Origin of the sequence: Photorhabdus sp. RM96S, assembly GCF_042879335.1 — a bacterium.
Classification (GTDB): domain Bacteria; phylum Pseudomonadota; class Gammaproteobacteria; order Enterobacterales; family Enterobacteriaceae; genus Photorhabdus; species Photorhabdus kayaii.
Genome location: NZ_JBHFKT010000022.1, coordinates 39,824 through 64,869 on the forward strand (window position 1 = coordinate 39,824; position 25,046 = coordinate 64,869).

General features: G+C 40.8%; 26 protein-coding genes and 1 other annotated feature. Of the genes, 12 read left to right on the forward strand and 14 right to left on the reverse strand.

Features of this window, described 5'->3' with window-relative positions; all coding sequences use genetic code 11:
* Positions 1–3 precede the first annotated feature (3 nt).
* The 3 genes from oppC to oppF are packed head-to-tail and all read left to right on the forward strand — an operon-like array spanning position 4 to position 2,918.
* Complete coding sequence (oppC, locus tag ACGF49_RS14535) at positions 4–912, forward strand: oligopeptide ABC transporter permease OppC (RefSeq protein WP_113041338.1); 909 nt, start codon at positions 4–6, stop codon at positions 910–912.
* 9 nt (positions 913–921) lie between these two features.
* A complete protein-coding gene (locus tag ACGF49_RS14540; RefSeq protein WP_113041339.1) occupies positions 922–1,920 on the forward strand; it encodes an ABC transporter ATP-binding protein in 999 nt (332 codons plus the stop codon).
* A complete protein-coding gene (oppF, locus tag ACGF49_RS14545; protein WP_113041340.1) occupies positions 1,917–2,918 on the forward strand; it encodes a murein tripeptide/oligopeptide ABC transporter ATP binding protein OppF in 1,002 nt (333 codons plus the stop codon). The genes ACGF49_RS14540 and oppF overlap by 4 nt, the downstream gene beginning before the upstream one ends.
* A gap of 194 nt (positions 2,919–3,112) precedes the next feature.
* Here oppF and ACGF49_RS14550 read toward each other — a convergent pair whose 3' ends face one another.
* Both ACGF49_RS14550 and cls read right to left on the reverse strand, forming a co-directional pair.
* Positions 3,113–3,442 carry an HI1450 family dsDNA-mimic protein gene (locus ACGF49_RS14550; RefSeq protein ID WP_228901988.1) on the reverse strand — a complete coding sequence of 110 codons (330 nt, stop codon included), beginning with the start codon at positions 3,440–3,442 and terminating at the stop codon, positions 3,113–3,115.
* A 111-nt stretch (positions 3,443–3,553) separates the two neighbouring features.
* On the reverse strand, positions 3,554–5,014 hold the full coding sequence (gene cls / locus ACGF49_RS14555) for a cardiolipin synthase (RefSeq protein ID WP_113041342.1): 1,461 nt from the start codon (positions 5,012–5,014) through the stop codon (positions 3,554–3,556).
* Between the two features lie 246 nt (positions 5,015–5,260).
* Between cls and ACGF49_RS14560 the strand changes: the two genes are divergently transcribed.
* Together ACGF49_RS14560 and tonB are read left to right on the forward strand one after the other, a co-directional pair.
* Complete coding sequence (locus ACGF49_RS14560) at positions 5,261–5,443, forward strand: YciY family protein (RefSeq protein WP_112875877.1); 183 nt, start codon at positions 5,261–5,263, stop codon at positions 5,441–5,443.
* A gap of 102 nt (positions 5,444–5,545) precedes the next feature.
* Positions 5,546–6,226, forward strand: coding sequence for a TonB system transport protein TonB (gene tonB / locus ACGF49_RS14565; RefSeq protein ID WP_113041343.1), 681 nt, complete (start codon positions 5,546–5,548; stop codon positions 6,224–6,226).
* 61 nt (positions 6,227–6,287) lie between these two features.
* Here the strand turns inward: tonB and yciA are convergent, their stop codons facing one another.
* The 3 genes from yciA to ACGF49_RS14580 form a co-directional block, all read right to left on the reverse strand.
* The gene (gene yciA, locus ACGF49_RS14570; protein ID WP_113041344.1) at positions 6,288–6,719 is read right to left on the reverse strand and encodes an acyl-CoA thioester hydrolase YciA; all 432 of its coding nucleotides are present in this window, start codon (positions 6,717–6,719) and stop codon (positions 6,288–6,290) included.
* 77 nt (positions 6,720–6,796) lie between these two features.
* Entirely contained in the window at positions 6,797–7,333 is a 537-nt protein-coding gene (locus ACGF49_RS14575) for a septation protein A (RefSeq protein ID WP_112875880.1), read from the reverse strand.
* Positions 7,272–7,463, reverse strand: a complete 192-nt coding sequence (locus ACGF49_RS14580) for a hypothetical protein (RefSeq protein ID WP_146748059.1) — start codon at positions 7,461–7,463, stop codon at positions 7,272–7,274. The genes ACGF49_RS14575 and ACGF49_RS14580 overlap by 62 nt, the downstream gene beginning before the upstream one ends.
* A 211-nt stretch (positions 7,464–7,674) precedes the next feature.
* Here ACGF49_RS14580 and ACGF49_RS14585 point away from each other — a divergent pair, with 211 nt between their 5' ends.
* The 5 genes from ACGF49_RS14585 to ACGF49_RS14605 all read left to right on the forward strand — a co-directional run bounded on the left by ACGF49_RS14585 (position 7,675) and on the right by ACGF49_RS14605 (position 12,378).
* On the forward strand, positions 7,675–9,405 hold the full coding sequence (locus ACGF49_RS14585) for a SulP family inorganic anion transporter (protein WP_113041345.1): 1,731 nt from the start codon (positions 7,675–7,677) through the stop codon (positions 9,403–9,405).
* Between the two features lie 226 nt (positions 9,406–9,631).
* The gene (locus tag ACGF49_RS14590) at positions 9,632–10,033 is read left to right on the forward strand and encodes a MarR family transcriptional regulator (protein ID WP_113041398.1); all 402 of its coding nucleotides are present in this window, start codon (positions 9,632–9,634) and stop codon (positions 10,031–10,033) included.
* Positions 10,034–10,431: 398 nt separating this feature from the next.
* Positions 10,432–10,983, forward strand: a complete 552-nt coding sequence (locus ACGF49_RS14595; protein WP_271859073.1) for an Ail/Lom family outer membrane beta-barrel protein — start codon at positions 10,432–10,434, stop codon at positions 10,981–10,983.
* A 611-nt stretch (positions 10,984–11,594) separates the two neighbouring features.
* Positions 11,595–12,128 (forward strand): Ail/Lom family outer membrane beta-barrel protein, encoded by a 534-nt coding sequence (locus ACGF49_RS14600; protein ID WP_113041347.1) that lies wholly within the window; start codon positions 11,595–11,597, stop codon positions 12,126–12,128.
* A gap of 73 nt (positions 12,129–12,201) precedes the next feature.
* Positions 12,202–12,378, forward strand: coding sequence for a hypothetical protein (locus ACGF49_RS14605; protein WP_228901977.1), 177 nt, complete (start codon positions 12,202–12,204; stop codon positions 12,376–12,378).
* A gap of 35 nt (positions 12,379–12,413) precedes the next feature.
* On the opposite strand, the gene ACGF49_RS14610 is transcribed toward ACGF49_RS14605, so the two are convergent.
* The gene (locus ACGF49_RS14610; RefSeq protein WP_113041348.1) at positions 12,414–13,184 is read right to left on the reverse strand and encodes a YciC family protein; all 771 of its coding nucleotides are present in this window, start codon (positions 13,182–13,184) and stop codon (positions 12,414–12,416) included.
* A 430-nt stretch (positions 13,185–13,614) separates the two neighbouring features.
* Here ACGF49_RS14610 and ompW point away from each other — a divergent pair, with 430 nt between their 5' ends.
* A complete protein-coding gene (ompW, locus tag ACGF49_RS14615) occupies positions 13,615–14,256 on the forward strand; it encodes an outer membrane protein OmpW (protein ID WP_113041349.1) in 642 nt (213 codons plus the stop codon).
* A 70-nt stretch (positions 14,257–14,326) separates the two neighbouring features.
* Here the strand turns inward: ompW and ACGF49_RS14620 are convergent, their stop codons facing one another.
* The 8 genes from ACGF49_RS14620 to ACGF49_RS14655 form a co-directional block, all read right to left on the reverse strand.
* Positions 14,327–15,115, reverse strand: coding sequence for an ABC-2 family transporter protein (locus ACGF49_RS14620; RefSeq protein WP_387491605.1), 789 nt, complete (start codon positions 15,113–15,115; stop codon positions 14,327–14,329).
* The gene (locus ACGF49_RS14625; RefSeq protein WP_387491607.1) at positions 15,108–15,425 is read right to left on the reverse strand and encodes an ABC-2 family transporter protein; all 318 of its coding nucleotides are present in this window, start codon (positions 15,423–15,425) and stop codon (positions 15,108–15,110) included. Before ACGF49_RS14625 ends, ACGF49_RS14620 begins: the two co-directional genes overlap by 8 nt.
* Before the next feature lie 146 nt (positions 15,426–15,571).
* Positions 15,572–16,411, reverse strand: a complete 840-nt coding sequence (trpA, locus tag ACGF49_RS14630; protein WP_228902890.1) for a tryptophan synthase subunit alpha — start codon at positions 16,409–16,411, stop codon at positions 15,572–15,574.
* On the reverse strand, positions 16,411–17,601 hold the full coding sequence (gene trpB, locus ACGF49_RS14635; protein WP_011146690.1) for a tryptophan synthase subunit beta: 1,191 nt from the start codon (positions 17,599–17,601) through the stop codon (positions 16,411–16,413). Before trpB ends, trpA begins: the two co-directional genes overlap by 1 nt.
* A 219-nt stretch (positions 17,602–17,820) precedes the next feature.
* On the reverse strand, positions 17,821–19,185 hold the full coding sequence (trpCF, locus tag ACGF49_RS14640) for a bifunctional indole-3-glycerol-phosphate synthase TrpC/phosphoribosylanthranilate isomerase TrpF (RefSeq protein ID WP_228902889.1): 1,365 nt from the start codon (positions 19,183–19,185) through the stop codon (positions 17,821–17,823).
* 2 nt (positions 19,186–19,187) lie between these two features.
* Positions 19,188–20,186: an anthranilate phosphoribosyltransferase gene (trpD, locus tag ACGF49_RS14645; protein WP_113041353.1), complete on the reverse strand. Its 999-nt coding sequence runs from the start codon at positions 20,184–20,186 to the stop codon at positions 19,188–19,190.
* A gap of 13 nt (positions 20,187–20,199) precedes the next feature.
* Positions 20,200–20,778 (reverse strand): gamma-glutamyl-gamma-aminobutyrate hydrolase family protein, encoded by a 579-nt coding sequence (locus ACGF49_RS14650; RefSeq protein ID WP_113041354.1) that lies wholly within the window; start codon positions 20,776–20,778, stop codon positions 20,200–20,202.
* Positions 20,778–22,352: an anthranilate synthase component 1 gene (locus ACGF49_RS14655; RefSeq protein ID WP_228902888.1), complete on the reverse strand. Its 1,575-nt coding sequence runs from the start codon at positions 22,350–22,352 to the stop codon at positions 20,778–20,780. The genes ACGF49_RS14650 and ACGF49_RS14655 overlap by 1 nt, the downstream gene beginning before the upstream one ends.
* A gap of 28 nt (positions 22,353–22,380) precedes the next feature.
* Positions 22,381–22,481 (reverse strand) — a sequence feature (Trp leader region).
* 910 nt (positions 22,482–23,391) lie between these two features.
* Between ACGF49_RS14655 and ACGF49_RS14660 the strand changes: the two genes are divergently transcribed.
* Complete coding sequence (locus tag ACGF49_RS14660; protein WP_387491611.1) at positions 23,392–25,026, forward strand: glycoside hydrolase family 18 protein; 1,635 nt, start codon at positions 23,392–23,394, stop codon at positions 25,024–25,026.
* The last annotated feature ends 20 nt before the right edge of the window (positions 25,027–25,046 follow it).

Genomic DNA, 25,046 nt, shown 5'->3' on the forward strand with positions numbered 1-25,046 from the left:
GCAATGATAGTTAATAAACAAAACAGCGAAGCTTTGGAAAATTTCTCTGAGCAATTAGAAATTGAAGGCCGTAGTTTGTGGCAGGATGCACGGCGTCGTTTTATTCACAATCGGGCAGCGATTGCCAGTTTGTGCCTGTTATCTTTGATTACCTTGTTTGTGATCCTGGCGCCGATGTTAGCTCAATTCACCTATGACGATACTGATTGGGCCATGATGTCGATGCCGCCTGATTCTGAATCAGGTCACTATTTTGGTACCGATTCTTCCGGTCGTGATTTGCTGGTGCGTGTTGCCATTGGAGGGCGTATTTCATTGATGGTTGGGGTGTCTGCTGCTTTGATTGCGGTAGTCGTCGGAACCTTATATGGATCATTATCCGGCTATCTGGGGGGAAAAATAGATTCAGTCATGATGCGTCTGCTGGAAATTTTGAATTCATTTCCATTTATGTTCTTTGTGATCCTGCTGGTGACCTTCTTCGGACAGAATATTTTTCTGATATTTGTCGCTATCGGCATGGTGTCATGGTTGGATATGGCGCGTATTGTCCGAGGTCAGACACTGAGCTTGAAACGTAAGGAGTTTATTGAAGCGGCGTTGGTGTGTGGTGTGCCAACCCGTCATATTGTGCTGCGCCATATTGTTCCTAATGTATTGGGAGTGGTGGTGGTTTATGCATCTTTATTAGTGCCAAGCATGATTTTGTTTGAATCATTTCTTAGCTTTCTGGGATTGGGAACTCAAGAGCCGTTAAGCAGTTGGGGCGCATTGTTAAGTGATGGTGCGAATTCGATGGAAGTTTCCCCGTGGTTGCTGATGTTTCCTGCCGGTTTTCTGGTGGTGACACTGTTTTGTTTTAACTTTATCGGCGATGGCTTGCGTGATGCCCTCGATCCGAAAGATCGTTAAGGAGGTAACATGGACAGCGTTAAAAACCAGAAAAGTTCTGAGCCGTTGTTAATTGTTAAAGAGTTGGACGTGACTTTTAGTACCCCGGATGGGGATGTTACCGCAGTGAACAAGCTGAATTTTGATTTACGAGCGGGGGAAACACTAGGAATTGTGGGTGAATCTGGTTCTGGAAAATCACAAACCGCTTTTGCTTTGATGGGGCTACTGGCCAGAAATGGCAAAATTGGCGGTTCCGCTATTTTTAATGGCAGGGAAATTCTTAACCTTGAAGAGAAAGCGCTTAATCGCATGAGAGCGGAAGAGATATCAATGATATTTCAGGACCCAATGACATCTCTCAATCCCTATATGCGTATCGGCGATCAACTGACAGAAGTATTGATGTTGCATAAGCATATGAGTAAAAGTGAGGCATACCTTGAATCGATACGGATGCTGGATGCCGTCAAAATGCCAGAAGCACTTAAGCGAATGCGGATGTATCCTCATGAATTTTCTGGTGGGATGCGTCAGCGTGTGATGATCGCAATGGCGTTGTTATGCCGACCAAAATTGTTGATTGCTGACGAACCGACAACCGCACTTGATGTCACGGTTCAGGCTCAGATTATGACTTTACTGAATGAGCTGAAACGGGAATTTAATACTGCAATTATTATGATTACTCACGATTTAGGGGTGGTTGCTGGTATTTGTGACAAAGTGTTGGTGATGTATGCGGGGAGAACGATGGAATATGGTTCGGCCCGTGAAGTATTTTATCAACCAACCCATCCTTATTCTATTGGCCTGCTTAATGCTGTTCCGCGTCTTGATGGTGATGAAGTATCATTGACGACCATTCCCGGAAATCCACCTAACTTATTACGGTTGCCGAAAGGGTGTCCGTTCCAGCCACGCTGCCAGTTTTCAGTAGACCGTTGTGTAAATTGTGAACCAAGGTTAGAGACATTTGGCAACGGGCGTTTGCGAGCTTGTTTTAAAGCACCGGGGGAATTGGTATGAGTCCGATTGAAGAAAGACGTGTGCTGCTGGAAGTAGCAGATCTGAAAGTTCACTTTGATATTAAAGATGGTAAACAATGGTTCTGGCAACCAACAAAAACTTTGAAAGCGGTTGATGGCGTTACATTAAGGTTATACGAAGGGGAAACCCTTGGTGTGGTTGGTGAGTCCGGTTGCGGTAAGTCGACTTTTGCTCGTGCAATTATCGGATTGGTTAAGTCTTCCGGTGGTTCAGTAACTTGGTTGGGAAGAAGCCTGCTGGATATGGATGATAAACAGTGGCGGGATATTCGTAGTGATATCCAGATGATATTCCAGGACCCATTAGCATCCTTAAACCCGCGAATGACGATTGGCGATATTATCGCTGAGCCACTGCGCACTTATCATCCGAAGATGAAAGGGCTGGAAATTAAAGAGCGGGTAAAAGCCATGATGATGAAAGTTGGGTTATTACCGAATTTGATTAACCGTTATCCGCACGAATTCTCTGGTGGTCAATGTCAGCGTATTGGAATTGCTCGTGCACTTATCCTTGAGCCTAAATTGGTGATTTGTGATGAGCCGGTATCCGCGCTTGATGTATCCATTCAGGCTCAGGTAGTTAACTTGTTGCAAAAATTACAACGGGAAATGGGGCTGTCGCTGATTTTTATCGCCCATGATCTGGCGGTGGTTAAACACATATCTGACCGTGTATTGGTGATGTACCTTGGGCATGCGGTGGAGTTGGGGACTTATGATGAGGTTTACCATAATCCACAACATCCTTATACCAAGGCGTTGATGTCAGCCGTGCCAGTGCCTGATCCAGATAAGGAACGAAATAAACACATTGAATTGCTGGAAGGTGAATTACCGTCACCTATCAACCCGCCTTCAGGATGTGTTTTCCGTACTCGTTGCCCAATGGCAGATCCTGAATGTGCTAAAACTCGGCCATTGATGGAGGGGAGTTTCCGCCATGCCGTGTCTTGTTTGAAGGTTGATCCATTGTAGTTAAGATTGATTGTAGTTAAGATTGATCGATTGTCGTTAAGGTTAATCAATTGTAGTTATTGAGGAACTTTGTAAGACATTCAATGTGAGAGTTACTTTTGGGATTTTATATCAGGATTCAGACCTGCATTAAAACGGGTAGCTCTCACTTTTTGCGGAAAAAAGAGCAGATCAAAATAACTGACTTTAATTTTTCACTCTTTCCACAAAATATGGTAAATCAGGTGAGATTTTTCCCGGCAAATGAGGATACGGGCAAAAACATCGTTGATCTCAGCATCTTCAGATTCTGCTAGCCCGATAATGACTTCGGCAAAAAAATCGGGGTTTGGATTGAAATCCACGTGTTCAAGCCACTCATCAGAAAGGGGCAGTAATTCTGCGCCGCCACGTATTTCGAATTGCAAGCTAAATAGCAGAATATCAGCGGGATCAAGGTTGAACGAAGCCAGTTCAAGAAAGATGTCATAGGCTTTCTCAAGGGTTTCATCTTCTGTCATTCGATTATTGAGATCTAAATCCATAGTTTGTGAGGATCTGTTGTCCATATTGATTTATTTGTGGGTCGTGATGAAGAATTAAAACATGATGAAGTCTTGATTGATACCCCCGTCTTGTAAAGACGAGGGTATTGATCACAGTAGTGGACTAAAAAAGTAACAAATACGCTCAATAATCCGATGCCACAAAGGGCGTTGTTCCCACTCATTGATTTCCAGCAATGTGGAATGGGCGATATAATCGTATTGCACCAGCGTCAGATCATGACCAAAGTTTTCATCATCAATAACCACGGTAATTTCGAAATTTAGCCACAGGCTACGCATATCAAGATTAACGGAACCCACCATACTGAGTTGACCATCAACTAAAACGCTTTTGGTATGTAGCAATCCATCTTCAAACTGGTAAATCTTAACACCGGCGTTTAATAGTTCAGCAAAAAATGCCCGGCTTGCCCAACGAATTAAGAAGAAATTGTTTCTGCGTGGAACGATAACAATAACTTCAACCCCTCGTAAGGCTGCGGTGCAAATAGCATTTGTCAGGTCATCACTGGGAACAAAATAAGGGGTAGTTAAAATCAGTTGCTTACGAGCAGAGAAAATAGCCGTCATTAAAGATTGTTGAATCAATTCCTCAGGGAATCCGGGGCCGGATGCAATAATCTGAGTTGTGTGTCCGCTGGCCTGTTCAAATGGCATGATATTGTTATCTGGTGATGGCGGAAAGATACGCTGACCTGTTTCCATTTCCCAGTCACAAGCGTAAATAACCCCCATAGTCGTGGTAACCGGCCCTTCCATTCGCACCATGATGTCGATCCATTGCCCAACGCCGGCATCTTGTTTAAAGAAGCGTGGATCGACCATATTCATACTGCCGGCATAAGAGATATAATTATCTATCAAGATAATTTTACGATGCTGGCGCAGATCCATACGGCGTAGAAATAAACGGAATATATTGACTCGCAAAGCTTCAACAAATTCAATTCCCGCCTTGCGCATGATATCCGGGTATTGGCTACGGCAATATAACCAGCTACCGGCTGAATCCACCATAATACGGCATCTGACTCCTCGGTGTGCTGCGGCCATAAGAGCATCCGTCACTTGTTCAACCAAGCCGCCGGTTTGCCAGATGTAAAACACCATATCAATACTGTGTTTGGCATTCTCAATATCTTTGATAATGGTTTTTAGTGAATGGTCGTAGGTTGTCAGTAGTTGGATCTTGTTACCTTTAACACCGGCAAGCCCTTGCCGTCGTTCGCAAAGCTGGAATAGCGGTGTCGCGACTTCGCTATTTTCTGTAGCGAAGATATGACGAGATTTGCGCAATTCTTCAAGCCATACGGTTGTTGAAGGCCACATGGCTTTTGCTTGTTCAACTCTGCGTTTTCCCAAATGCAGCTCACCAAATGACAGGTAAGCGATGATTCCAACTAAGGGTAGGATATAAATAATCAGCAGCCAGGTCATGGCAGAAGTGACAGGCCGGCGTTTTATCAGAATGCGTAAGGTGATACTGGCAACAATCAGCCAATAAAAGAAAATAGCAAGCCAACTTAGGACGGAATAAAAGGTTGTCATATTAGGCAATCAATCCTGTTTTGTTCAGACATCTTTGGTGGCGTTTAACATGGTTTCCTCAAGACTCAAGCTATAAACGATCTAATTAACTTGGTGAATTTACCAAAAAATCGGCAAATATACTGCAAGCATCATACTTGATATTGGTCATTTCGCATTATTGATATAAAAAGTACTATCCAGATACGCCTTGGATATCTTTTTTAAAGGCTTATAATGAGCGTGATGTTTTTATAGGTAGGTTTTATGAAACGTAGTCGGAATGAAGTAGGGCGGTGGCGGATATTGCGCCAGAATTTCAACCGCCGTCGCCGTTGGCTGGAAGGGCAGTCAAGACGTAATTTGCGTATTTATTCACTACGTAAATTAGATGGTTATAAGCAGCGTCGAGCTTTATTGTTTGTTCAGCATGGCGAATGGATACATTGAAAAAATAATATTTTTGGCCTTATATTCACGCTCACCTACAATCTTTATTGAATATGATTGCTATTTGCATTTAAACTAGCAGTCATTCGAGGATTGACTATTATGCTGCTAATCAAGAATTCCCTTATGCGCTGGATACATTGGCCAATATTGTTGTCAGTTTGTTTACACGTTTCTGTTGCTGCCGCACTTTTTTGTTCTGCAATACAGGAAAAGCAGCCTGATGCTGCACTTATGTCTGTTGCTATGATTCAGTTAGCTGCCGAGGAAACTCCTGTTTCAGAGCCGGCAGCACCAGAACCTGAGTCAGAGCCAGAGGAGCCGGAACCTGTTCCAGAGCCGGTAATTCCAAAACCAGAGGTGAAGAAGCCGAAACCGGAAGTGAAGAAAAAGGTTGTTAAAAAGCAATCTGAACCCGTTGAAAAGAGGGCTGAACAACCGGAAAAGCCGTTGTTTAATCAGAATGCATTGGCTAACCGTACTGATAATAATCAGAATAAACCGGTGGTTAAACCGCAGAATGGGCCAAGAGCATTAAGTAAAGCGTTACCTGTCTACCCATCCAGAGCTTCAGCATTGGGCACCGAAGGTTATGTGAAAGTCAAATATGATATTGATGAAGACGGACGGGTAAAAAATATAGAAGTGATTGGCGCTAATCCACCCAATGTTTTTGAAAGGGAGGTGAAAAAAGCGATGAGAAAATGGCGCTTTGAAAAAATACCCGCGATGGGTTATATCACAACCGTCGAATTTAAAATTACGGGTATATCTCAATCCTGATTGTCGGGGAAATGCAAATAAAAAAGGAGCATTATTAACATGCTCCTTTTTCCATTAATGTTTATTCGCTGGTACTGCTAGCGAGTTGGAACTGGGTTTTACCTTCTGGTAACCGACGTGAGGTATTATCTTCATTAACCGCAACATAAGTGAATATCGCTTCGGTTGCACGATAGCGTTGACCGACAGGTTCAGAGGCGACTTTCTTCACCCAGACTTCGATGTTGATGGTAATCGAACTGTTACCGGTTTTGAGACAATGCGCATAGCAGCAGACGACATCACCAACGGCAACAGGTTTCAGGAAAGTAATACCATTTACTCTGACAGTGACAACACGGCCTTCCGCAATTTCTTTTGCCAGAATTGCACCACCAATATCCATTTGTGACATTAACCATCCACCAAAAATATCTCCATTGGCGTTGGTATCAGCGGGCATAGCCAGTGTGCGGAGGACTAACTCTCCGTTAGGTAATTGTTGTTGTGTCATTGAAAACTTTACTTTATTTGATGAAAAAACAATACCTGCCTACAGACGATAGCAGGCAGGTATCCATTTGAATAAGGTTACTTCTGTTCGCGTGGCAGGTGACGATAAATATATACTACACTGAGCACGGTGAAAACCAGAGTCAGGGCAGTCAGACCAAATACTTTAAAGTTAACCCAGACATCTTGTGGTAACCAGAATGCGACATAAATATTAGCCAGCGCACAGGCTGTAAAAAACAGCGCCCATGCCATATTGAGCTTATTCCAAACAAGATCGGGTAAAATTAACTCTTTTCCTAGCATTTTCTGAATGAGTGGTTTTTTCATAAACCACTGGCTGCCTAGCAAAGCTAATGCGAATAATGCATAGATTACAGTGACTTTCCATTTAATAAATAGATCACTATGGAAAGCTAAAGTTAACGTACCGAAAACAGCAACCATGATAAAAGTGATCAGGGAGGCTTTCTCTACTTTCCGGTAGATGGAATAAGTAATAGCGACAGCTAAACCGGTGGCGGCGATCAACGCCCCGGAAGCGTAGAAAATGTCATACATTTTGTATACGACAAAAAAGACGACTAGAGGTAGAAAGTCTAAAAGTTGTTTCATATTTGAACCTATTGTAATTCCGGCATTTGATTATCATCCGATAATGATGGACTGGCAGCAACAGTATGGTTTTATACCCGTTATCTTTCAAGTTGCCTCTTTGTTGGCTGCACTCGCTCACCCCGGTCACATAGTTACCTATGCTCCCGGGGATTCACTCCCTGGCCGTCGCGATGCATCTTGAAATCCATAGGCTATATCGTTCAATAAAAAAGGTTTTTATCGATCGGTTTCGCACAATTTTACCATAAAGAGCGGCGTAATTAACTTCCGGTTGTCAGTGAACATATAACGCAGCATTATAACGAAAACCCGTTGAAAAATAAGAGGGCATAAACCAGATGCAGTGGAAAAAACTACAGCGTTGGATGCCAGGGTTGGGTAATTTTTCTCATTATCGCAAGGAATGGTTTAGTCATGATTTAAGAGCTGGGCTTTCTGTTGCCGCAGTTGCTCTGCCCGTTGCTATTGCTTACGCCGAATTGATGGGAATAAGTGCAATTATTGGTCTTTATGCATGCATTTTACCTATGTTCGCTTATGCACTATTTGGTACTTCAAGGCAGTTGATTGTCGGGCCAGATGCCGCAACGTGTGCCGTTATTGCAGCGGCTGTCGCGCCATTGGTTTTTGATAATGAAGATGTACGCTGGCAGCTCACGATCGTCATGACCTTAATGACCGGGATATGGTGTGTTCTCGCCAGTCACTTCCGATTAGGCGCGTTTGCTGATTTTCTTTCCAAACCGATCCTGAAAGGATTAATGAACGGTGTTGCATTGACAATCATTGTGGATCAGCTAGCTAAAGTCTTTGGTTTTGCTGGCGTTCCGGCGGGATTGATTGAACGGGTGATCGCATTACCTGTCAAGCTCATGAGTACACATTTACCGACGTTAGCAATGTCTGTTGCTATAGTATTAATTTTGCTCACTGTACGTTTCTTGCGTCCGACTTGGCCGGGGCCTTTGTTGGCAATGGTATTAGCGACTTATATAAGCTGGCAATTTGATCTGGAAAAATATGGCATTCAGATTGTTGGTAGTGTCAGCGGTGGGGGATTACCTGTTGTGCCAATGCCCGATTTCCAGCCAGGCATTATGCGTGAGCTGGTTATTCCATCGTTGAACCTTGCTGTTATCAGTTTTGTCAGTTTTATGATGACGGCCCGTAGCTTCGCCAGTAAAAACGGTTATCAGATTGATGCAGATTGTGAACTTAGGGCCTTAGGCATTGCGAACATTGCTTCTGCTTTATCACAAGGATTTGCTGTCAGTGCTGCCAGCAGTCGTACTGCGGTTAATGATGCGATTGGTGGGAAAACGCAATTGGTCTCTGTTATCGCAGCGACCATTATTTTGCTGGTTTTGTTATTTATGACCTGTTTCCTGGCTTATATCCCGTTGTCATCTCTTGGTGTGGTGCTGATTTATTCGGCATCGTCACTGTTGGGCTTACGGCGGATCTGGTCACTGAGGAAAAGAAATCATCAGGCATTTACTTTATCACTATTTACATTAATTGCCGTGCTGGTGGTTGGCTTGATTAACGGTGTTGGTTTCGCCGTTCTGCTTGGTTTATTACAGTTTTTGCGAATTATATTCCGCCCGACAGATCAGCTCTTAGGGGTGAATGACCAAGGAATGATTCATTCAATTAACCATGGCAATGATATTAAGCCAATAGATGGTGTGATGATGTATCGGTTTAATTCACCATTGACTTATTTCAATGTCAGCTATTTTAAAAAGCGGGTGTTACAGCATGTTGACAGGATTCAAAAACTTAACAAGACGCAAAAACGTCCGGGTTGGTTGGTTGTCGATGCGGCTGTGAGTTTTACCTACGATGATGTCAGCGTATTTGCCGCTATTGATGAGTTGATTAGTGAATTGAAAGGAAGAGATATCACATTGGTGCTTGCCGGGCGCCGGACAGAACTTACTCGCTGGATAAGACAGAATAAACTGAAAAGTAGTGATGACGATCTGATTGTGGTGCCCGATCTCTATTTTGCGGTACGAATGATCCAAAGTAAGCCTGAATGGTACTCGAATTACATGAAAAGATAATAATTTACAGTTGCTTGCTAGCTTGAATTTCATTAAACAAAGACATATGATTAGATCATAACAACAAGGAGGTTTTAGTAATGCAATCGGATTCAGGTTTGGACGTCTTGAAACCCTATAGATAAGGGTGTTCCATATGAATTTACTTCTGCATATCAGTTAATTGAGGATTTCTTTACTAAAATTGATGAAATTATCGCTGAACGCGAAAAAAGAGGGTAATACGATGAAAGCACTCATTGGCGTGATGAATGAAGAACTTATACGCAAGCGCACATTGGCTATTATTAAAGGTGAATATGTTGTTCAACCTGATGAGCCTAAGATTTGGTTTACTTCCATGATTGCTCTTGCCCAAGTACTTAGCAGTGATAATATCGCGCTTCTGCGCCTTATCAATGAGCATAAACCGGAGACAATCGCAGAGCTGGCTAATTTATCAGGAAGGAAACCAAGCAATCTGTCAGTGACATTAAAGACGCTTAGCCAACATGGTTTTGTAACGCTGGAAAAAAGTAATAGAAGCGTAAAACCAAAGGCGCTGTTTACTGATTTTGAAATAAAAATTGAGCAGGAAATCAGTGAAAGGGTTATGTCATCTTGTGGGGCTAAAAATATAGCAGCTTGAAATAGCAAATTTAAGACAATGTAAATTAACACAACGTAAACTTGTTTATAACTTTCAGCCTCATAGTTTTATCACTGTGAGGTCTGATTGAACGATTATTTAGCTATAATAGCGTTATTGAGATCAACAAGTGAATACGATAAATAAAATAATCACATTGATAATTATAATTGAAAAAATAGTTCTTGATTCCTAAACGTATGATTATTGACCGTTATTCTTCTATTATTTGAGATATCAGATCCTGAATACCTGTTTTATTTTAAAATTTCTTGTTAAAAAACAATGTGATTGGAATATTAAGTATTTAATACCACGTTACATTTTGTTTTTCGATAAGTATATTTTAACAAAGCAAAATCATTATTACTTGTACAATAACTATTTAGGACGTTCCAATGAAAAAGGCATTGATAGCCTCAGCAGTGGCAGTTGGTTTATCTGTATTCACATTTGCAGCAAATGCCGGTGAACACACGATTTCTGGTGGTTATGCTCAAAGTCATGTGAAATTTGATGGTGAAAAGCTTGATGAAAACCCAAAAGGCTTTAACCTGAAATATCGCTACGAGCTGGATGATAATTTTGGTGTTATTGGGTCATTCACGCTGACACATCAGGGTTATGATATCTACGATTATGGCAGCAAAGTTGGTACGGATGATTTAGATTATTATTCTCTGATGGTTGGCCCTACATACCGCTTTAATGAATACGTGAGTGTATACGGTCTGGTTGGTGCTGCACACGGAAAGGAAGAGGCAAAGGGTAATGCTGCTGTATTGGGCTATGACGTTGAATATAAAGAGAGTAAGACCTCTGCTGCTTATGGTTTAGGATTGCAGTTTAACCCTATGCCAAATTGGGTTATTGATGCATCTTATGAATATTCGAAAGTAGGTGACTATAAAATAGGCACTTGGGTAATTGGTGCGGGTTATCGATTTTAAATAGTGTTTCCAATGTAGTCGTTCCTTTAAAGGGAATTCAGTCCAACTTTTGCGATCTGTGCAATCTCATTAAGTGACTGAAGATAATAAAGTAATGTTAGAACCAACTCTCTGTTAGCTTGTTAGATAGTTTATTTAAAGGCTATCGAAATAATGAGGACACAGAGTACGGATTTTCATCAGGGATTATTGAAACCGGATATATGTTTTTGACTACTTTTTGCCAGAACATCTTATTTATAGATTTGTATTGGTTTAGTGTCCATATATCTATTTAGTTGAAATTGCTAGTCCATGTTTAGCCATGTAATCTGAAGATTATTCCTTTATTAGTTATCACTATCTATTCTAGACAAAATTCCCTGTTGTAAGACAGGGAATTTTTTTGCTTTTATCTCAATAGTGAAGTGATGAAATGCTAATAAGCACAAAAAATATCCGATTAAGATGGAAAGATTATCTTGTTCAGGATGGAAAGCGGTTATTACTTTATCTTGTTAAACGGAAACTTAACAACAAACGGGATTGAGTTGTTTTCTATTGATTGTTGATAAATAATCGCGCCTCGTAATTAATCTTTTCTATATTTTATACAATATTAGGGATTTTCAATGAAAAGAGCATTGGTAGCTTCAGTGGTGGCAGCAGGTTTATCTGTATTTGCATTTGCGGCAAATGCCGGTGAAAGCACGATTTCGGGTGGTTATGCTCAGAGTCATATAAAGTTTAAAGACGATAAGATTGACGATCATCCAAAGGGCCTCAACTTAAAATACCGCTACGAATTGGATAATAATTGGGGTGTTATCAGCTCATTTACGTATACATATTTGGGGTACGAGTTTTATGACCATGGCCGAAAAGTAGGTAAAGCTGATATAGATTATTATTCTCTGATGGCGGGGCCTACATATCGTTTTAATGACTATGTTAGTGCATACGGTATGGTTGGTGCTGCACGTGGAAAGGTTAAGGTCTCTGATTTTGTTGATTCAGAGAGTTACAGTAAAACATCTATTGGCTACGGTCTGGGATTACAGTTTAACCCTATGCCAAATTGGACTATTGATACATCCTATGAATATTCAAAACTGAATGACATTAAAGTAGGCACTTGGGTAGTTGGTGTTGGTTATCGGTTCTAACCGAAATTCGCTAATTAATATTTAATTAGCTCTCTTTTCTATAGAATTCCCTGTTGAAAAACAGGGAATTTTTTTGTGTTTTAGTTCAATCCAGATATATACCCTATGGATTTCAAGATGCATCGCGACGGCAAGGGAGCGAATCCCCGGGAGCATAGATAACTATGTGACCGGGGTGAGTGAGAGCAGCCAACAAAGAGGCAACTTGAAAGATGACGGGTATAGCAGCTTATTCTGTTTATCCCCATAGTTTTATCACTATGGGGTTTTGTTTGAATTGCTATTTTATATTGATTTTTGTTGTGAAGAGGTAATCAGCATATACAACCGGAACAGGTAAATCAGCAAAATGGCTGAGATGAGGTTATTAAACACACCAAGAATAATCCCTGCCATCTCGCTGTGAATGAATGTTAGGCGATCAATAATAAATACCAGTAAGAGCCTTGCGGTCAGCCATAAAAGAATTGCTGGAACCAGCAGGCGAATATTAGCAAATGCCAGTTTCCAGCTTATTTTTATAGAAGCAAAAACGCCGCAACGCTCGGCAGTCATAATAACGGGTGATAAAGCCAGTGCGATCGACAAAATAATGCCTGGTACTAGCATAAGCATCAAGCCTAGTTGAATTAGCAGGGTGCAGATAAGCAGTAACAGGAACAGTTTCGGTAACTGGCTTGCTGATAAACCAATTGCCTGTAATGAAGAGATACGATTTCCCGCTGAAACTGCCGCAACCAGTGTCAATACACCACCAACTAGTAACACGCTACCAATCATGCTTGAGAAAATGGTTCCGATTCCCGCACGCATGATCATTGATTGTTGCTCTGGAGTCATTTGAGACACCAGCTCTTGAATACCGGCCTTGCCTGAGGTGGCAAACGTGAATTCTGCTTCTGTCAGCAACTTCATCTGTTCGCTGTCAGGAATAAACAGGTGCCCCAATAAGGTGGTAACCAGAGCCGCCAGAACGGCCAGGGTCAGGGTACTTAACAGTTGATTCTTGAAAAAGTTAAAACTGTCACGGTACAGGGTATTCGCCGTGATTGGCATGAAGACAGCTCCTATCAGGTTAAACAACAATACATAGGGGATGATTGTACCTTGTTATGGGGAAACGTGGATAGTAGAAACAAGATGATACGGATAAATTAATGGTTAGCTGTGATTGTTGATGACAGAAAAAAATTCTTCACATTATATTCTTAAGATAAAAATAAACATAAAATTAACCTTATTAAAACATAATGGAAATATAATGAGAGGAAAGATAAAACATCGGAATGGTAAAAAGATTACTAACTGATTAATAATAAATAAACTTTGATTTGGATCAAGTTAAAATAATTCCTAATTGAAATAATAATATTATAGATATGCGGTTTTACTGAAATTCTTTGAAAGATGTGATCTGTCTTGGATCATAATTTCTAATATATGAGTATATTTTGATTGACTTTAAATCACAGGAATGGGATGAATAATGAAAAAAATTTCTGCATTTGTATTAGCAGCGGCAACTTTAGTACCCTCATTCGCTTTTGCTCATGAAGCGGGTGATTTTATTTTCCGCACAGGTACTGCAACAGTAAGACCTAATACAGGTTCTGATAATGTATTGGGGGTGGGTTCTTTTAGTGCGGATAATAATACCCAGATGGGTTTAACTTTCAGTTATATGATGACCGATAATATTGGTTTTGAATTACTGGCAGGGACACCCTTCCAGCATCGGGTAAGTTTACCGGGTGTTGGTGATATTGCTAAAGTAAAACATCTACCGCCGACATTAATGGCGCAATACTATTTCGGCTCTAAAGAAAGTAGTTTCCGCCCTTATGTTGGTGTTGGTCTTAACTATACCACTTTCTTTAACGAAAAATTCAATGGTAATTCGGCTGTTAAAGATAATAACTTACATAGTCTGGACTTGAAAGATTCCTGGGGTGTTGCGGGGCAGGTTGGTCTGGATTATGAGTTAGATCAGAATTGGATGTTGAACGCCTCTGTGTGGTGGGTAAACATTGAAACAGATGTGAAATTTAAAGCAGGTGACCAGCAATATAAAGTTGATACCCGGCTTGATCCGTGGGTATTTATGTTTGGGGTTGGTTATCACTTTTAATAAAAAAATGGGGCAGATTTTGCCCCATTTTTTGTAACCGGAACTGGATTCCCAATTTCATTTCATTTCCTCACGTTATATATTTTGAATACCTTTTAACACCAATATCAAAAACCAATTTCGCTATAAAAATTAAAATTAAAATTAAAATTAAAATTAATGTGACCAGAGTCTGAATAAAAAACCATTTCATACTCATTATTCCACTTACTACTGAAGCTGGAACACCCGTTATAAATAGACACGGAAGTATGAACATTAAAATAAAACGAACTACACCATGAAAAGATTGTTCAGGTCTCACCAATACTTTAAAACAAGGATTTGAGTTCTTAATACTAACTAATGACGTTGTCCAAAATATTGTTGTTCTTATGATCCATGTAATTGAAGTAAGTATTAAGACTCCTTCTAATACCATGATAAAATGTAAAAAAACCAACAAAATATTAGTGCCAAAGTAAATATGTACAGTAAAAAATAATACTAAAGATAGGAATGATAATAAAAAATGCTCAAATGCAATATTTGTAGTGACATATAAAAATTGAGTGTTTATAGGTAGCGTTAAATGAGGTTCTAACTTTAATGACTTGACTTTTTTAACCAGCAAGAGGCTTCCTCTGCCAAATAAAAAAAGATAAAGATTATCGACTAAACATACCGTAGTAAAAAATATAATAATAAAACCATCAGATAAAATATAACCTGAAGATTGTGAGTTTAAAATAGCATACCAAAAAAAAGCTTGTGCTATATAGTAACTAAAATTAACAAAAGCGGATAACCATAAATTTAATGGACTTTTTTTTGCTTCTGACAATCCACTTTTAAAACCAATAAATATAACTCTAAACATTACCATTATACCCTTGATTGTATTTTAACATATAATTCCAAATAAAATTAAAAATCATCATTAAACACATCATGACTAAAAATCCATTAAATATAAAATAAATAGATATTGAATTTGTTGCAATTTTAACTGGAATATAGGTAATATATTGAAATGGAATATAATTAAATATTGATTTTAAAAAATCACCAAACACATCTAATGGTATTAACGCACCTGAAAGGACCCATGACAAAGTATCCTTAATAATTATATACCCGTTATCTTTCAAGTTGCCTCTTTGTTGGCTGCACTCACTCACCCCGGTCACATAGTTATCTATGCTCCCGGGGATTCGTTCCCTTGCCGTCGCGATACAACTTGAAATCCATAGGGTATAATGTTTAATTATTTCATATCCATATTATCTTTATTCTTTTAATTTGAAGGCTATTATAGCCTTCAAATCTCTAGAAATTACTTATCGCTGTGCGATTTTAAAGGACGAGGAATATTATGCGTGGCAGACTTCATTTTTGATACAAATTCAGTCAGTTCTTTCAGCATTATTTCTGGCTGAGAAAGATTTTCTTCGATAATTTTAACGACGGCAGATCCTGAAATGGCTCCCGCTGCGCCACTCGCTAATGTTTCTTTTACCTGCTGAGGTTCTGAAATACCAAATCCCTGTAACGGTGGTGCAGCATGATATTCCCATAGTTTATTGACTAGATGATTTAACGGTTTTTCACCTCGTTTTTCTATACCGGTCACTCCTGCTCTTGATAATAAGTAGGTATATCCGCGGCCATAAGAAGCAATTTCACGTAATAGTTCATCTTCCGCGTTGGGGGGACAAATAAAAATGGGGGCAATCCCATGTTTCATGGCTGCGGTACGGAATGGCCGTGATTCTGACATAGGAACATCTGCAACTAATACTGAATCGATATCGGCATCTTTGCAACGGCGGTAGAACTCATCTATTCCATGATGAAAAACCAGGTTAGCATACATTAATAAACCAATAGGAATATCAGGATATTTTGCCCTAATCTTTGTTAATAGTTCAAAACAGAGCGTGGGAGTCACATTTGAGGAGAAAGCGCGCAAATTAGCATTCTGAATTGTCGGGCCGTCAGCCAGCGGATCGGAAAAAGGAATACTTAACTCAAGAGCGTCAGCGCCACCGATAATCAGTGTATCAATAATTTTCAATGATAATTCTGGGGTTGGATCACCGAGTGTGACAAAGGGGACAAAAGCACCTTGTTTACGGCTTTCCAGTTGTTTAAATAGCTGCTCGTAACGCTCCATTAGATTTCCCCCCTGGATTTTAAAATATCGTGGACAGTAAATATGTCTTTATCACCGCGACCGGATAGGTTAACGATCAGTAATTGCTCTTTATCAGGAGCTTGATGGATCATTTTCAAAGCATAAGCCAGCGCATGAGAGGATTCGAGGGCTGGAATAATGCCTTCCTCACGGGAAAGGGTTTTGAATGCTTCTAATGCTTCATCATCGGTGATGGAAACATAGTCAGCTCGTCCAATGCTGTTCAGATAAGCATGTTGAGGGCCAACGGAAGGGAAATCCAGACCGGCGGAAATAGAATAAGATTCTTCAATCTGGCCTTCATCTGTCTGCATCATTGGCGATTTCATACCAAAATAGATACCCAATTTGCCATGTTTCAATGGCGCACCATGTTTACCGGTTTCGATACCGAGCCCGGCAGGTTCAATACCAATCAGGCGGACCGATGTTTCAGGAATAAACTCGGCAAACATGCCAATGGCATTGGAACCCCCACCAACACAGGCCAATACGGCATCGGGCAGGCGTCCTTCTCTTGCCAGAATCTGGGATTTGGCTTCTTCGCCAATCATACGCTGGAACTCTCGGACCATCGTCGGATAAGGGTGCGGTCCGGCGGCAGTTCCTAATAAATAGTGGGCTTTATCATAGCTACCAGACCAATCACGTAACGCTTCATTGCAAGCATCTTTTAAGGTGGCAGAACCGCTGTGAACCGGAATAACTTCGGCTCCCATCAGACGCATGCGGAAAACATTAGGGGATTGGCGCTCCACATCTTTAGCGCCCATATAAATGCGGCATTTCATATTTAAAAGTGCGCAGGTAAGGGCGGTGGCTACACCATGTTGACCAGCGCCGGTTTCTGCAATAATTTCGTTTTTGCCCATGCGTTTCGCTAATAGAGCCTGACCAAGTACCTGATTGGTTTTATGAGCACCGCCGTGTAATAGATCTTCTCGTTTCAGATAAAGGCGAGTTTTGGTGCCCTTCGTCAGATTACGGCATAACGTTAATGCCGTTGGCCTGCCTGCATAATTTTTCAGTAGATCTTGAAATTCTTGCTGGAATTCAGGATCTTGCTGAGCGGCAATAAATGCGGCTTCTAATTGTTCAAGGGCTGGAATAAGGATCTGTGGTACAAATTGTCCACCGAAATCACCAAAATAGGGGTTAAGCTTACTCATCATTCTATTTGTCCATCGTAATTAATCGAAATATACCCGTCATCTTTCAAGTTGCCTCTTTGTTGGCTGCGCTCACTCACCCCGGTCACATAGTTATCTATGCTCCCGGGGATTCGTTCCCTTGCCGTCGCGATGCATCTTGAAATCCATAGGGTATATAGTAATTAATCGAAATATAGTAATTAATCGGAAAACAGTAATTAATCGGAAAATTGCTGTTTATTGGTAACAGCGTAGTAGCTGAAACACTTTATTTAATTTATGACTGCTTTTGATGCCGGGTGCGTTTTCGACGCCAGAGTTAAAATCAAGTCCACAACAGCCATATTTTGCTGCTTGTTGGCAATTTTCTTCATTTAATCCACCGGCGAGCATGATGTTGGCGAGTGATTGTTTTTCAAGTAATTGCCAATCGAAACTTTGGCCGGTTCCACCTTTGCCGTTATCAAGTAAATAACGGTCAACATTTCTGGCTTTGGTGTGAAATTCATCTTTCGACATATCAATCGCTTTCCAGATTTGACAATTTTCAGGCAATGTTTTTCGTAATTCCTCAATATAAACTTCGCCTTCGGCGCCATGGAGTTGCACCGCAGCCAGAGAAAGGACACGAGCGGTATGACTGATGAATGCAGATGATTGATTTTGAAATACCCCGACATATTTGAGATTTGCTGCATTGATAATTTGTTGGGCCTGTTGGATATTAATTTTACGTGGTGAATGTTCAGCAAATATCAAACCACCATAAACAGCACCTGCCTGTAATGCCACTTTCGCATCTTGTGGGCGAGTTAATCCACAGACTTTATTTTCACCCAGAATCAGTTGACGTAATGCTAAGTCCAGATTGGGTTGGGCCATCAAAGCACTGCCAATGAGAAAGCCATTAGCATAATGACTAAGCTCACGAATTTGTTGATGCTGGTGGATACCCGATTCGCTAATAACAATGGTTTCTTCCGGTAACTGTGGCGCAAGTTGTTTGGTACGGTTTAAATCGATAGAAAGATCTCTCAGATCACGGTTATTGATACCAATAACTTTAGCTTTTAATGCAACTGCTCTGGCTCGCTCTTCCTCTGAGCTGATTTCAGTCAGCACGCCCATATTCAGGCTATGCGCCAGTTCAGACAGCGTAATATATTGCTGATCATCAAGAACAGAAAGCATCAGCAAAATCGCATCGGCTTGATAATAACGGGCAAGATAAACCTGATAAGGATCGATAATAAAATCTTTGCACAATACTGGCTGGTGAACGGTATCACTGACTAAACGAAGAAATTCATAGTTGCCTTGAAAATATTTTTCATCAGTTAATATAGAGATGGCCGTTGCATAGGGCTGATAAATTTTCGCTATTTGAATGGGATCAAAATCCTGGCGAATGACGCCTTTAGAAGGAGATGCCTTTTTACATTCCAGAATAAAAACGGTCTGTTCACTGTTTAGTGCCTGATAAAAATGACGGTTGCTGGCAACAACAGCATTAATAAAACTTTCCAATGGTTGTTGCTGTTTACGATTAATAAGATATTCGGCTTTATCATTAACAATTTTCTGTAAAATGGTAGCTTGCATGATTAACTCCTTGTTGCAAGTGCAATAACTCGTTCATAAGCTCGGCCACTGTGAATGGTTTCGAGAGCTTGTTGGGTGTTATGACGTAAATCTTCCTGTCCATGAATTTTCATTAACAGAGCAACGTTAGCCGCAACGGCATCAGCATGGGCTTTCTTACCCCGTCCTTGTAACAATAAACTGAGCATTTCACGATTATCCACGGGTGAACCTCCTTTTAGTGCTGACATTGGATGGCGTTGTAAACCAAAATCTTCAGCATTTAATTGATAATGGATAATTTCTCCATCGTTAATTTCTGCCACTTTCGTTGGTGCATGCAGTGCGACTTCATCCATGCCACCACTGTGTACAACCGCTGCCCGTTGATAGCCGAGAACCAGTAAGGTGCGGGCAATAGGTTCAACGAGTTCCGGGCTGTAGACGCCAATTAATGCTAATGGCGGACGTGCCGGATTAATCAAAGGACCTAATATATTAAATATAGTCCGTGTTTTCAGTTGTTGACGTACCGGCATCGCATGACAGAATCCCAGATGATAATGTGGCGCAAATAGGAAACAGATGCCGATTTCATCCAGTGCGCTACGAGCACATTCCGCGCTGATGTCAAGGGCGATACCAAACGCTGCCAGCAAATCAGAAGAACCTGATTGGCTGGAAACACTGCGGTTACCATGTTTGGCAATTTTAATCTGGCAAGCCGAGGCGACAAAGGCACTGGCGGTTGAAATATTGATACTGTTCGCACCATCACCGCCCGTTCCGACGATATCGCAGAAAGTGTAATCCGGCCGTGGAAATGGCAGGGCATTTGCCAATAATGCTTGGGCTGCACCGGCAATCTCCTGTGGTTGTTCACCCCGTAATTTCATGCTGATAAGTACAGCAGCGAGTTGTGGTTCACTTAATTCTCCTTGAATAATGGCGGCAAATAGTTGCTGGCTTTCTTGTTGTGTCAGTGTTTGCGCATTAAACAATTTATTGAAAATAGCTTGCATTTTCATCTCCCTTTTAATTTAGTGCCCAAACCAGAGTTTGTTCAAGCAATTTAGCGCCATGAGTTGTGAGAATCGATTCTGGGTGAAATTGAAATCCACAAACCTTATGTTTATCGTGGCGAACTGCCATCACGGTGTCGCCACAACGGGCAGAAATAGTCAGTTCAGACGGAATTAGGCTACCCATGAGAGAGTGATAACGGGCAACGGGTAGAGGGTTTTCCAGATTAGCGAACATAGCTTGATTATCGTGTTTTGCCAGAGAAGCTTTGCCGTGTAGGATTTCATCAGCAGCAGAAATTTTTCCACCATAAGCTTCAATAATGGCTTGATGCCCAAGACAGATGCCGATCACTGGGATTTTGCCGATGACTTGTTGGAGTAATTTAGGCATACAACCGGAGTCAGATGGTTTACCCGGTCCCGGTGAAAGCATCAATAGCGGAGAGGAGAGCATTCTTAATTGCTGCATAATCATTTCAGTAGCAACAGTATTGCGATAGATAACAACCTGATGACCATGATTACGCAATTGATCGACGAGGTTATAGGTGAATGAATCCACGTTGTCGAGCAGAAGAATATTTGCCATTAGAAAGTCTCCTCTGCCTGATGAGCCTCAATAATTGCACGAATGACTGCTCTTGCTTTGTTACGAGTCTCTTCGGATTCTGCTAAAGGTTCGGAATCCAGTACGATACCGGCGCCAACCTGAATAGTTGCTACGCCGTCTTCCACGTAAGCAGAGCGAATAACGATGCAATTATCCATATCCCCTTTGCCGGTGAAATAACCGACAGCACCACCGTAACTGCCACGGCGTTCGCTTTCATAGTGAGCGATAAGTTGCATTGCGCGTACTTTCGGCGCGCCGGTGAGGGTACCCATATTCATACAAGCTTGATAGGCATGAAAGGTGTCTAAATCATGGCGTAATGTCCCCACGACGCGGGAGACCAGATGCATAACAAAAGAGTAGCGATCGACTTTTGTCAGATCCGCGACATAGCGGCTGCCCGGCTCACAAATGCGGGCCAGGTCATTACGGGCCAAATCGACCAGCATCAGATGTTCGGCTAATTCTTTATGATCTGTTCGCATCTCCAGTTCGGTCCGGCTGTCAAGATCCGCATCCAGCTCGCCAGCCGCATTGCGCCCACGGGGACGTGTGCCGGCGATCGGGTAGATTTCAATTTGGCGATTGGACGCATCATATTTAAGCGCGCTTTCGGGAGATGCGCCAAACAGACAGAAATCTTTATCCTGCATGAAAAACATGTAGGGACTTGGATTGTGGTACTTAAGTTTTTGATAAGCATGAAGCGGTGCCGGGCAGGGCAAAAAGAAGCGTCTTGATGGCACTACCTGAAAGATATCCCCCTGGCGGATGTATTGTTGTAATTGCGCCACCATTTCTGCATAGGCCGAGTCATCCCGATTGTATGAAACTTTCATGGTTGGCAGAGAGATTTGTTGTACTGGTTCAATGGGTTTGGTAATGAGCGCCACTAATGTTTTTAATCGTTGCTTAAGGCGTTGTTCTTCTGCTTGAGAATCACTGAAAAGAGAGATTTGCAAGCGTGCATTTTTGTTCTGGTGGTCGATCACCAATAACGTTTCTGCGAGATAAAAACAGAAATCAGGGCAGCGTTGAACAGTTTTTACTGCGGGTAATGGTTCAAATCCGGCCACCAGATCGTAGGAAAAAAGGCCGCCAACGAATATCGCTTCTGCGCTTGACGAATTGTATGTTGACGGCTCTTCCGCCAAAGAAAGCAGGGCACGCAGTGCATCAAATACGGATACCGCTTTTAGACGATTATCTTCATCTATATTGTGATTGATTGGTGGGAAAATCACTTGAAGAGTATTGTGTGTTATTTCAGATTGGACGTTGCTGGAAAATTTGTTGGCCAAAATGGGTAATAAATTTCGGCCATTTTCTGTTAAAGCGTCAAAAGTAACCTGATTGCCGTTGGCACTGATGCGCAAGGCACTATCGATAATTAGCAGACTTTTTAAGTTTTTTTTGCTGTTAATTTCCGCAGATTCTAGCAATAAAGTTGCTGGTCGCTCACCGCAGAGTTGGTTGAATAGTCGCGTAGGATCAGGTTGGTAAGCGGTTTCCTGCTCAATTACTGTGATTTTTGGTTGTTTATCCGTCATTTTTTCGTCCTGTCAATAAGTTATGCATATAAAAAAACCCGCTGATTAGGCGGGTTTTGGTAATTTGGCACTGTTGATTTATGTGCGTGACCATACCGCCCTTACTGGGAAGTTATGCCACCAACGGATAGACATCATAAATACAGCCATTTTCAGTGCCTCTTTAGTATTGATATAAGATGGGATACAAGACAATATCGCTTTCACTTGTGTACTAGTAAACTGGAACGAAATTGGTGTGTCAAGTATTTTTTGGCGCGTTTATTAATTTGCTGTGTGATTTCTCGAATTTGAAATGACCAACGTTACAGGTAGTGAATTTCCCACAGAATCTATTCAAGAGATAACCCTATTTTAATATGACTAGATAAAATTGAAGGTTAATTTGGTGACATTTTATTACGGTGTAACATAAACTGATTAATAGTTAGAGATCGGATACTTAATTTTAATAAAATTATTATCTTATTGTCACAAATATCTCATCATATTATTTTATGATATAGCTATGATATATATTTAGTAATATTAAGTATGTAAATCATGTTTCATGAAAAAAAGAATTTAGCGATAGTAAAAATTGGTTAAAGAGCAGGATTAGCTGGATTTTTTTTGAGTCAATAGGCAAACGGGGAGAATAGATAATCAATTTTTATATCTGTATATGAAAAAAAGAGGTTTAACCGATATTACTGTGAGAAGTAGTATTCATAGCTCTAACATATCGTGTTATTTAAAATTTAGATCTTTATAAGTTAAAACTATGTAATTATTTGTATTTAATACGTTATAGGTATGTCAGATGAACGATTTTTTAATCTGAATACTTATACCCAATAGATTTTAAGATGCATCGCGACGGCAAGGGAGCGAATCCCCGGGAGCATAGATAACTATGTGACCGGGGTGAGAGAGTGCAGCCAACAAAGAGGCAACTTGAAAGATGACGGGTATATAGATCTCTACTTAATTCTGGCATCGGTCGCCATGATTTAACTCTCTGATGTTTAAAATAATTGTACTATTAGTGGAGTAAGATATGAGTGAAAATAAACCAAAAGCAGATAGCCAATTGGTGTATGAAACTGATCCATATAAGGTTAAGGATTCGGAAGAAGGTGCGGCGCAGAAAACTTATCGGTTAAATAGTTTTGATCCTAAGACAACCGATGGTGCATTATCTTATACACCAACAAGGCTTGCTAAAACAGTTTTCAATACTTATGAGGAGAAGGATGATTTTGGTGTTTTCTGTTATTTAACTGATTGGTCAATTTATGATGCGCGTTTTATTGACACAGCAAGCGAAGATGATTTTAAAAAGAATGGTGGCAGAGGCTCTGATTTAATGCGCTTTAAGGGTGATAAAGACAAGGGAAAGCCGTTTCAGAGAATTATCTTTAGCTTTGCAGGTATTATTGGTGACACTGGGGAGAAGAAAGAAACTATCATTGCTGCCGCGGGTAAAAATGGATGGCAAATGGGGGAGGCCGAACAAGATATTCTAGAGAATCACGAAGGTAAACCTATTCCAATTGATCCTTGGGCTGATGTTGGTGCTTATCTTAATTGTGGCTTTACTCATTGGGTGGGCAATCCTGTAGACTTATATCAGCAAGATAAAGCCCAAGGGGTATTAGGAGGATTGCGCTTACTCAAAGAACAAAACCCGGATCTGGAAATTTCTGTTAGTGTTGGCGGTTGGTCAATGAGTGGTGCTTTTTATAAAGTTTGTCGTGATGAGAAACTGCGCCAACGGTTTGTTGAGGGGGTTAAAGATTTATACACCAGATTCCCCATGCTAACCCATATTGATCTTGATTGGGAATATCCTGGTTCTGCGGGGGAAAATAATCAATTTGATAAAGATGATTATAAGTACTTTGCTGAGCTTATTAAGGATTTGAAGAGTGCAAATATCAGTAATTTGAAAGGCATTAGTATTGCAGCTTCTGCTGATGTAGAAAAAATTAAAGCAGCGAATATTCCAGAATTGATCGCCGCCGGTGTCAATGAAATCAACTTAATGACTTATGATTTCTTTACATTGGGCGATGGAAAACTTTCTCATCACACTAATCTTTATCGCAATCAGGATGATCAGTATTCTAAATATTCAGTCGATGATGCAGTTAACTATCTTATCTCTTTAGGTATTAATAAGAAATTTATTTATATCGGTTATTCTGGTTACACTCGTAATGCCAGAACTGCGGAGTTAGAGAGTAAGGATAATGAACAACTGGTTGGGAAATATACTGATGGAACATCCACAGTAGGGAGTTTCGAATACAGTGTAATTGAATGGACAGATATTATCTATAACTATGTTGATTATGAAAATCAAATAGGTCGTAATGGTTTTGCGGTTCTCCATGATCCGGTGGCGAAAGCCGATTATCTTTACAATAAAGATCTCAAAGTATTTATGTCGTTAGATACGCCACGCTCAGTAAGAGAAAAAGGCCGCTATGTTAAAGAAAAAGGGCTTGGTGGCTTATTTATTTGGACCGGTGATCAAGATAATGGTTTGCTAACTAATGCTGCTCATGAGGGATTGGGGCGTAAGGCGATTAAAAAAGTTATTGAAATGGAACCGTTTTATTTCGAAGGTGAACTTCCTTCTTACGATAAACCGAAAGAGAAACGGTGTGAAGCATGTAAATTAAATTGAATTTATGCTTTAAAAAATCT

Coding starts and splice junctions, on each gene's coding strand:
- ACGF49_RS14655 (WP_228902888.1), bottom strand. CDS start 22,352: ATGACGGATAAACAACCAAAAATCACAGTAATTGAGCAGGAAACCGCT.
- oppF (WP_113041340.1), top strand. CDS start 1,917: ATGAGTCCGATTGAAGAAAGACGTGTGCTGCTGGAAGTAGCAGATCTG.
- trpCF (WP_228902889.1), bottom strand. CDS start 19,185: ATGCAAGCTACCATTTTACAGAAAATTGTTAATGATAAAGCCGAATAT.
- trpA (WP_228902890.1), bottom strand. CDS start 16,411: ATGGAGCGTTACGAGCAGCTATTTAAACAACTGGAAAGCCGTAAACAA.
- ACGF49_RS14540 (WP_113041339.1), top strand. CDS start 922: ATGGACAGCGTTAAAAACCAGAAAAGTTCTGAGCCGTTGTTAATTGTT.
- ompW (WP_113041349.1), top strand. CDS start 13,615: ATGAAAAAAATTTCTGCATTTGTATTAGCAGCGGCAACTTTAGTACCC.
- ACGF49_RS14660 (WP_387491611.1), top strand. CDS start 23,392: ATGAGTGAAAATAAACCAAAAGCAGATAGCCAATTGGTGTATGAAACT.
- ACGF49_RS14585 (WP_113041345.1), top strand. CDS start 7,675: ATGCAGTGGAAAAAACTACAGCGTTGGATGCCAGGGTTGGGTAATTTT.
- ACGF49_RS14560 (WP_112875877.1), top strand. CDS start 5,261: ATGAAACGTAGTCGGAATGAAGTAGGGCGGTGGCGGATATTGCGCCAG.
- oppC (WP_113041338.1), top strand. CDS start 4: ATGATAGTTAATAAACAAAACAGCGAAGCTTTGGAAAATTTCTCTGAG.
- ACGF49_RS14610 (WP_113041348.1), bottom strand. CDS start 13,184: ATGCCAATCACGGCGAATACCCTGTACCGTGACAGTTTTAACTTTTTC.
- ACGF49_RS14600 (WP_113041347.1), top strand. CDS start 11,595: ATGAAAAGAGCATTGGTAGCTTCAGTGGTGGCAGCAGGTTTATCTGTA.
- ACGF49_RS14595 (WP_271859073.1), top strand. CDS start 10,432: ATGAAAAAGGCATTGATAGCCTCAGCAGTGGCAGTTGGTTTATCTGTA.
- tonB (WP_113041343.1), top strand. CDS start 5,546: ATGCTGCTAATCAAGAATTCCCTTATGCGCTGGATACATTGGCCAATA.
- ACGF49_RS14575 (WP_112875880.1), bottom strand. CDS start 7,333: ATGAAACAACTTTTAGACTTTCTACCTCTAGTCGTCTTTTTTGTCGTA.
- cls (WP_113041342.1), bottom strand. CDS start 5,014: ATGACAACCTTTTATTCCGTCCTAAGTTGGCTTGCTATTTTCTTTTAT.
- ACGF49_RS14590 (WP_113041398.1), top strand. CDS start 9,632: ATGAAAGCACTCATTGGCGTGATGAATGAAGAACTTATACGCAAGCGC.
- trpB (WP_011146690.1), bottom strand. CDS start 17,601: ATGAGTAAGCTTAACCCCTATTTTGGTGATTTCGGTGGACAATTTGTA.
- yciA (WP_113041344.1), bottom strand. CDS start 6,719: ATGACACAACAACAATTACCTAACGGAGAGTTAGTCCTCCGCACACTG.
- trpD (WP_113041353.1), bottom strand. CDS start 20,186: ATGCAAGCTATTTTCAATAAATTGTTTAATGCGCAAACACTGACACAA.
- ACGF49_RS14550 (WP_228901988.1), bottom strand. CDS start 3,442: ATGGATTTAGATCTCAATAATCGAATGACAGAAGATGAAACCCTTGAG.
- ACGF49_RS14650 (WP_113041354.1), bottom strand. CDS start 20,778: ATGGCAAATATTCTTCTGCTCGACAACGTGGATTCATTCACCTATAAC.
- ACGF49_RS14620 (WP_387491605.1), bottom strand. CDS start 15,115: ATGTTTAGAGTTATATTTATTGGTTTTAAAAGTGGATTGTCAGAAGCA.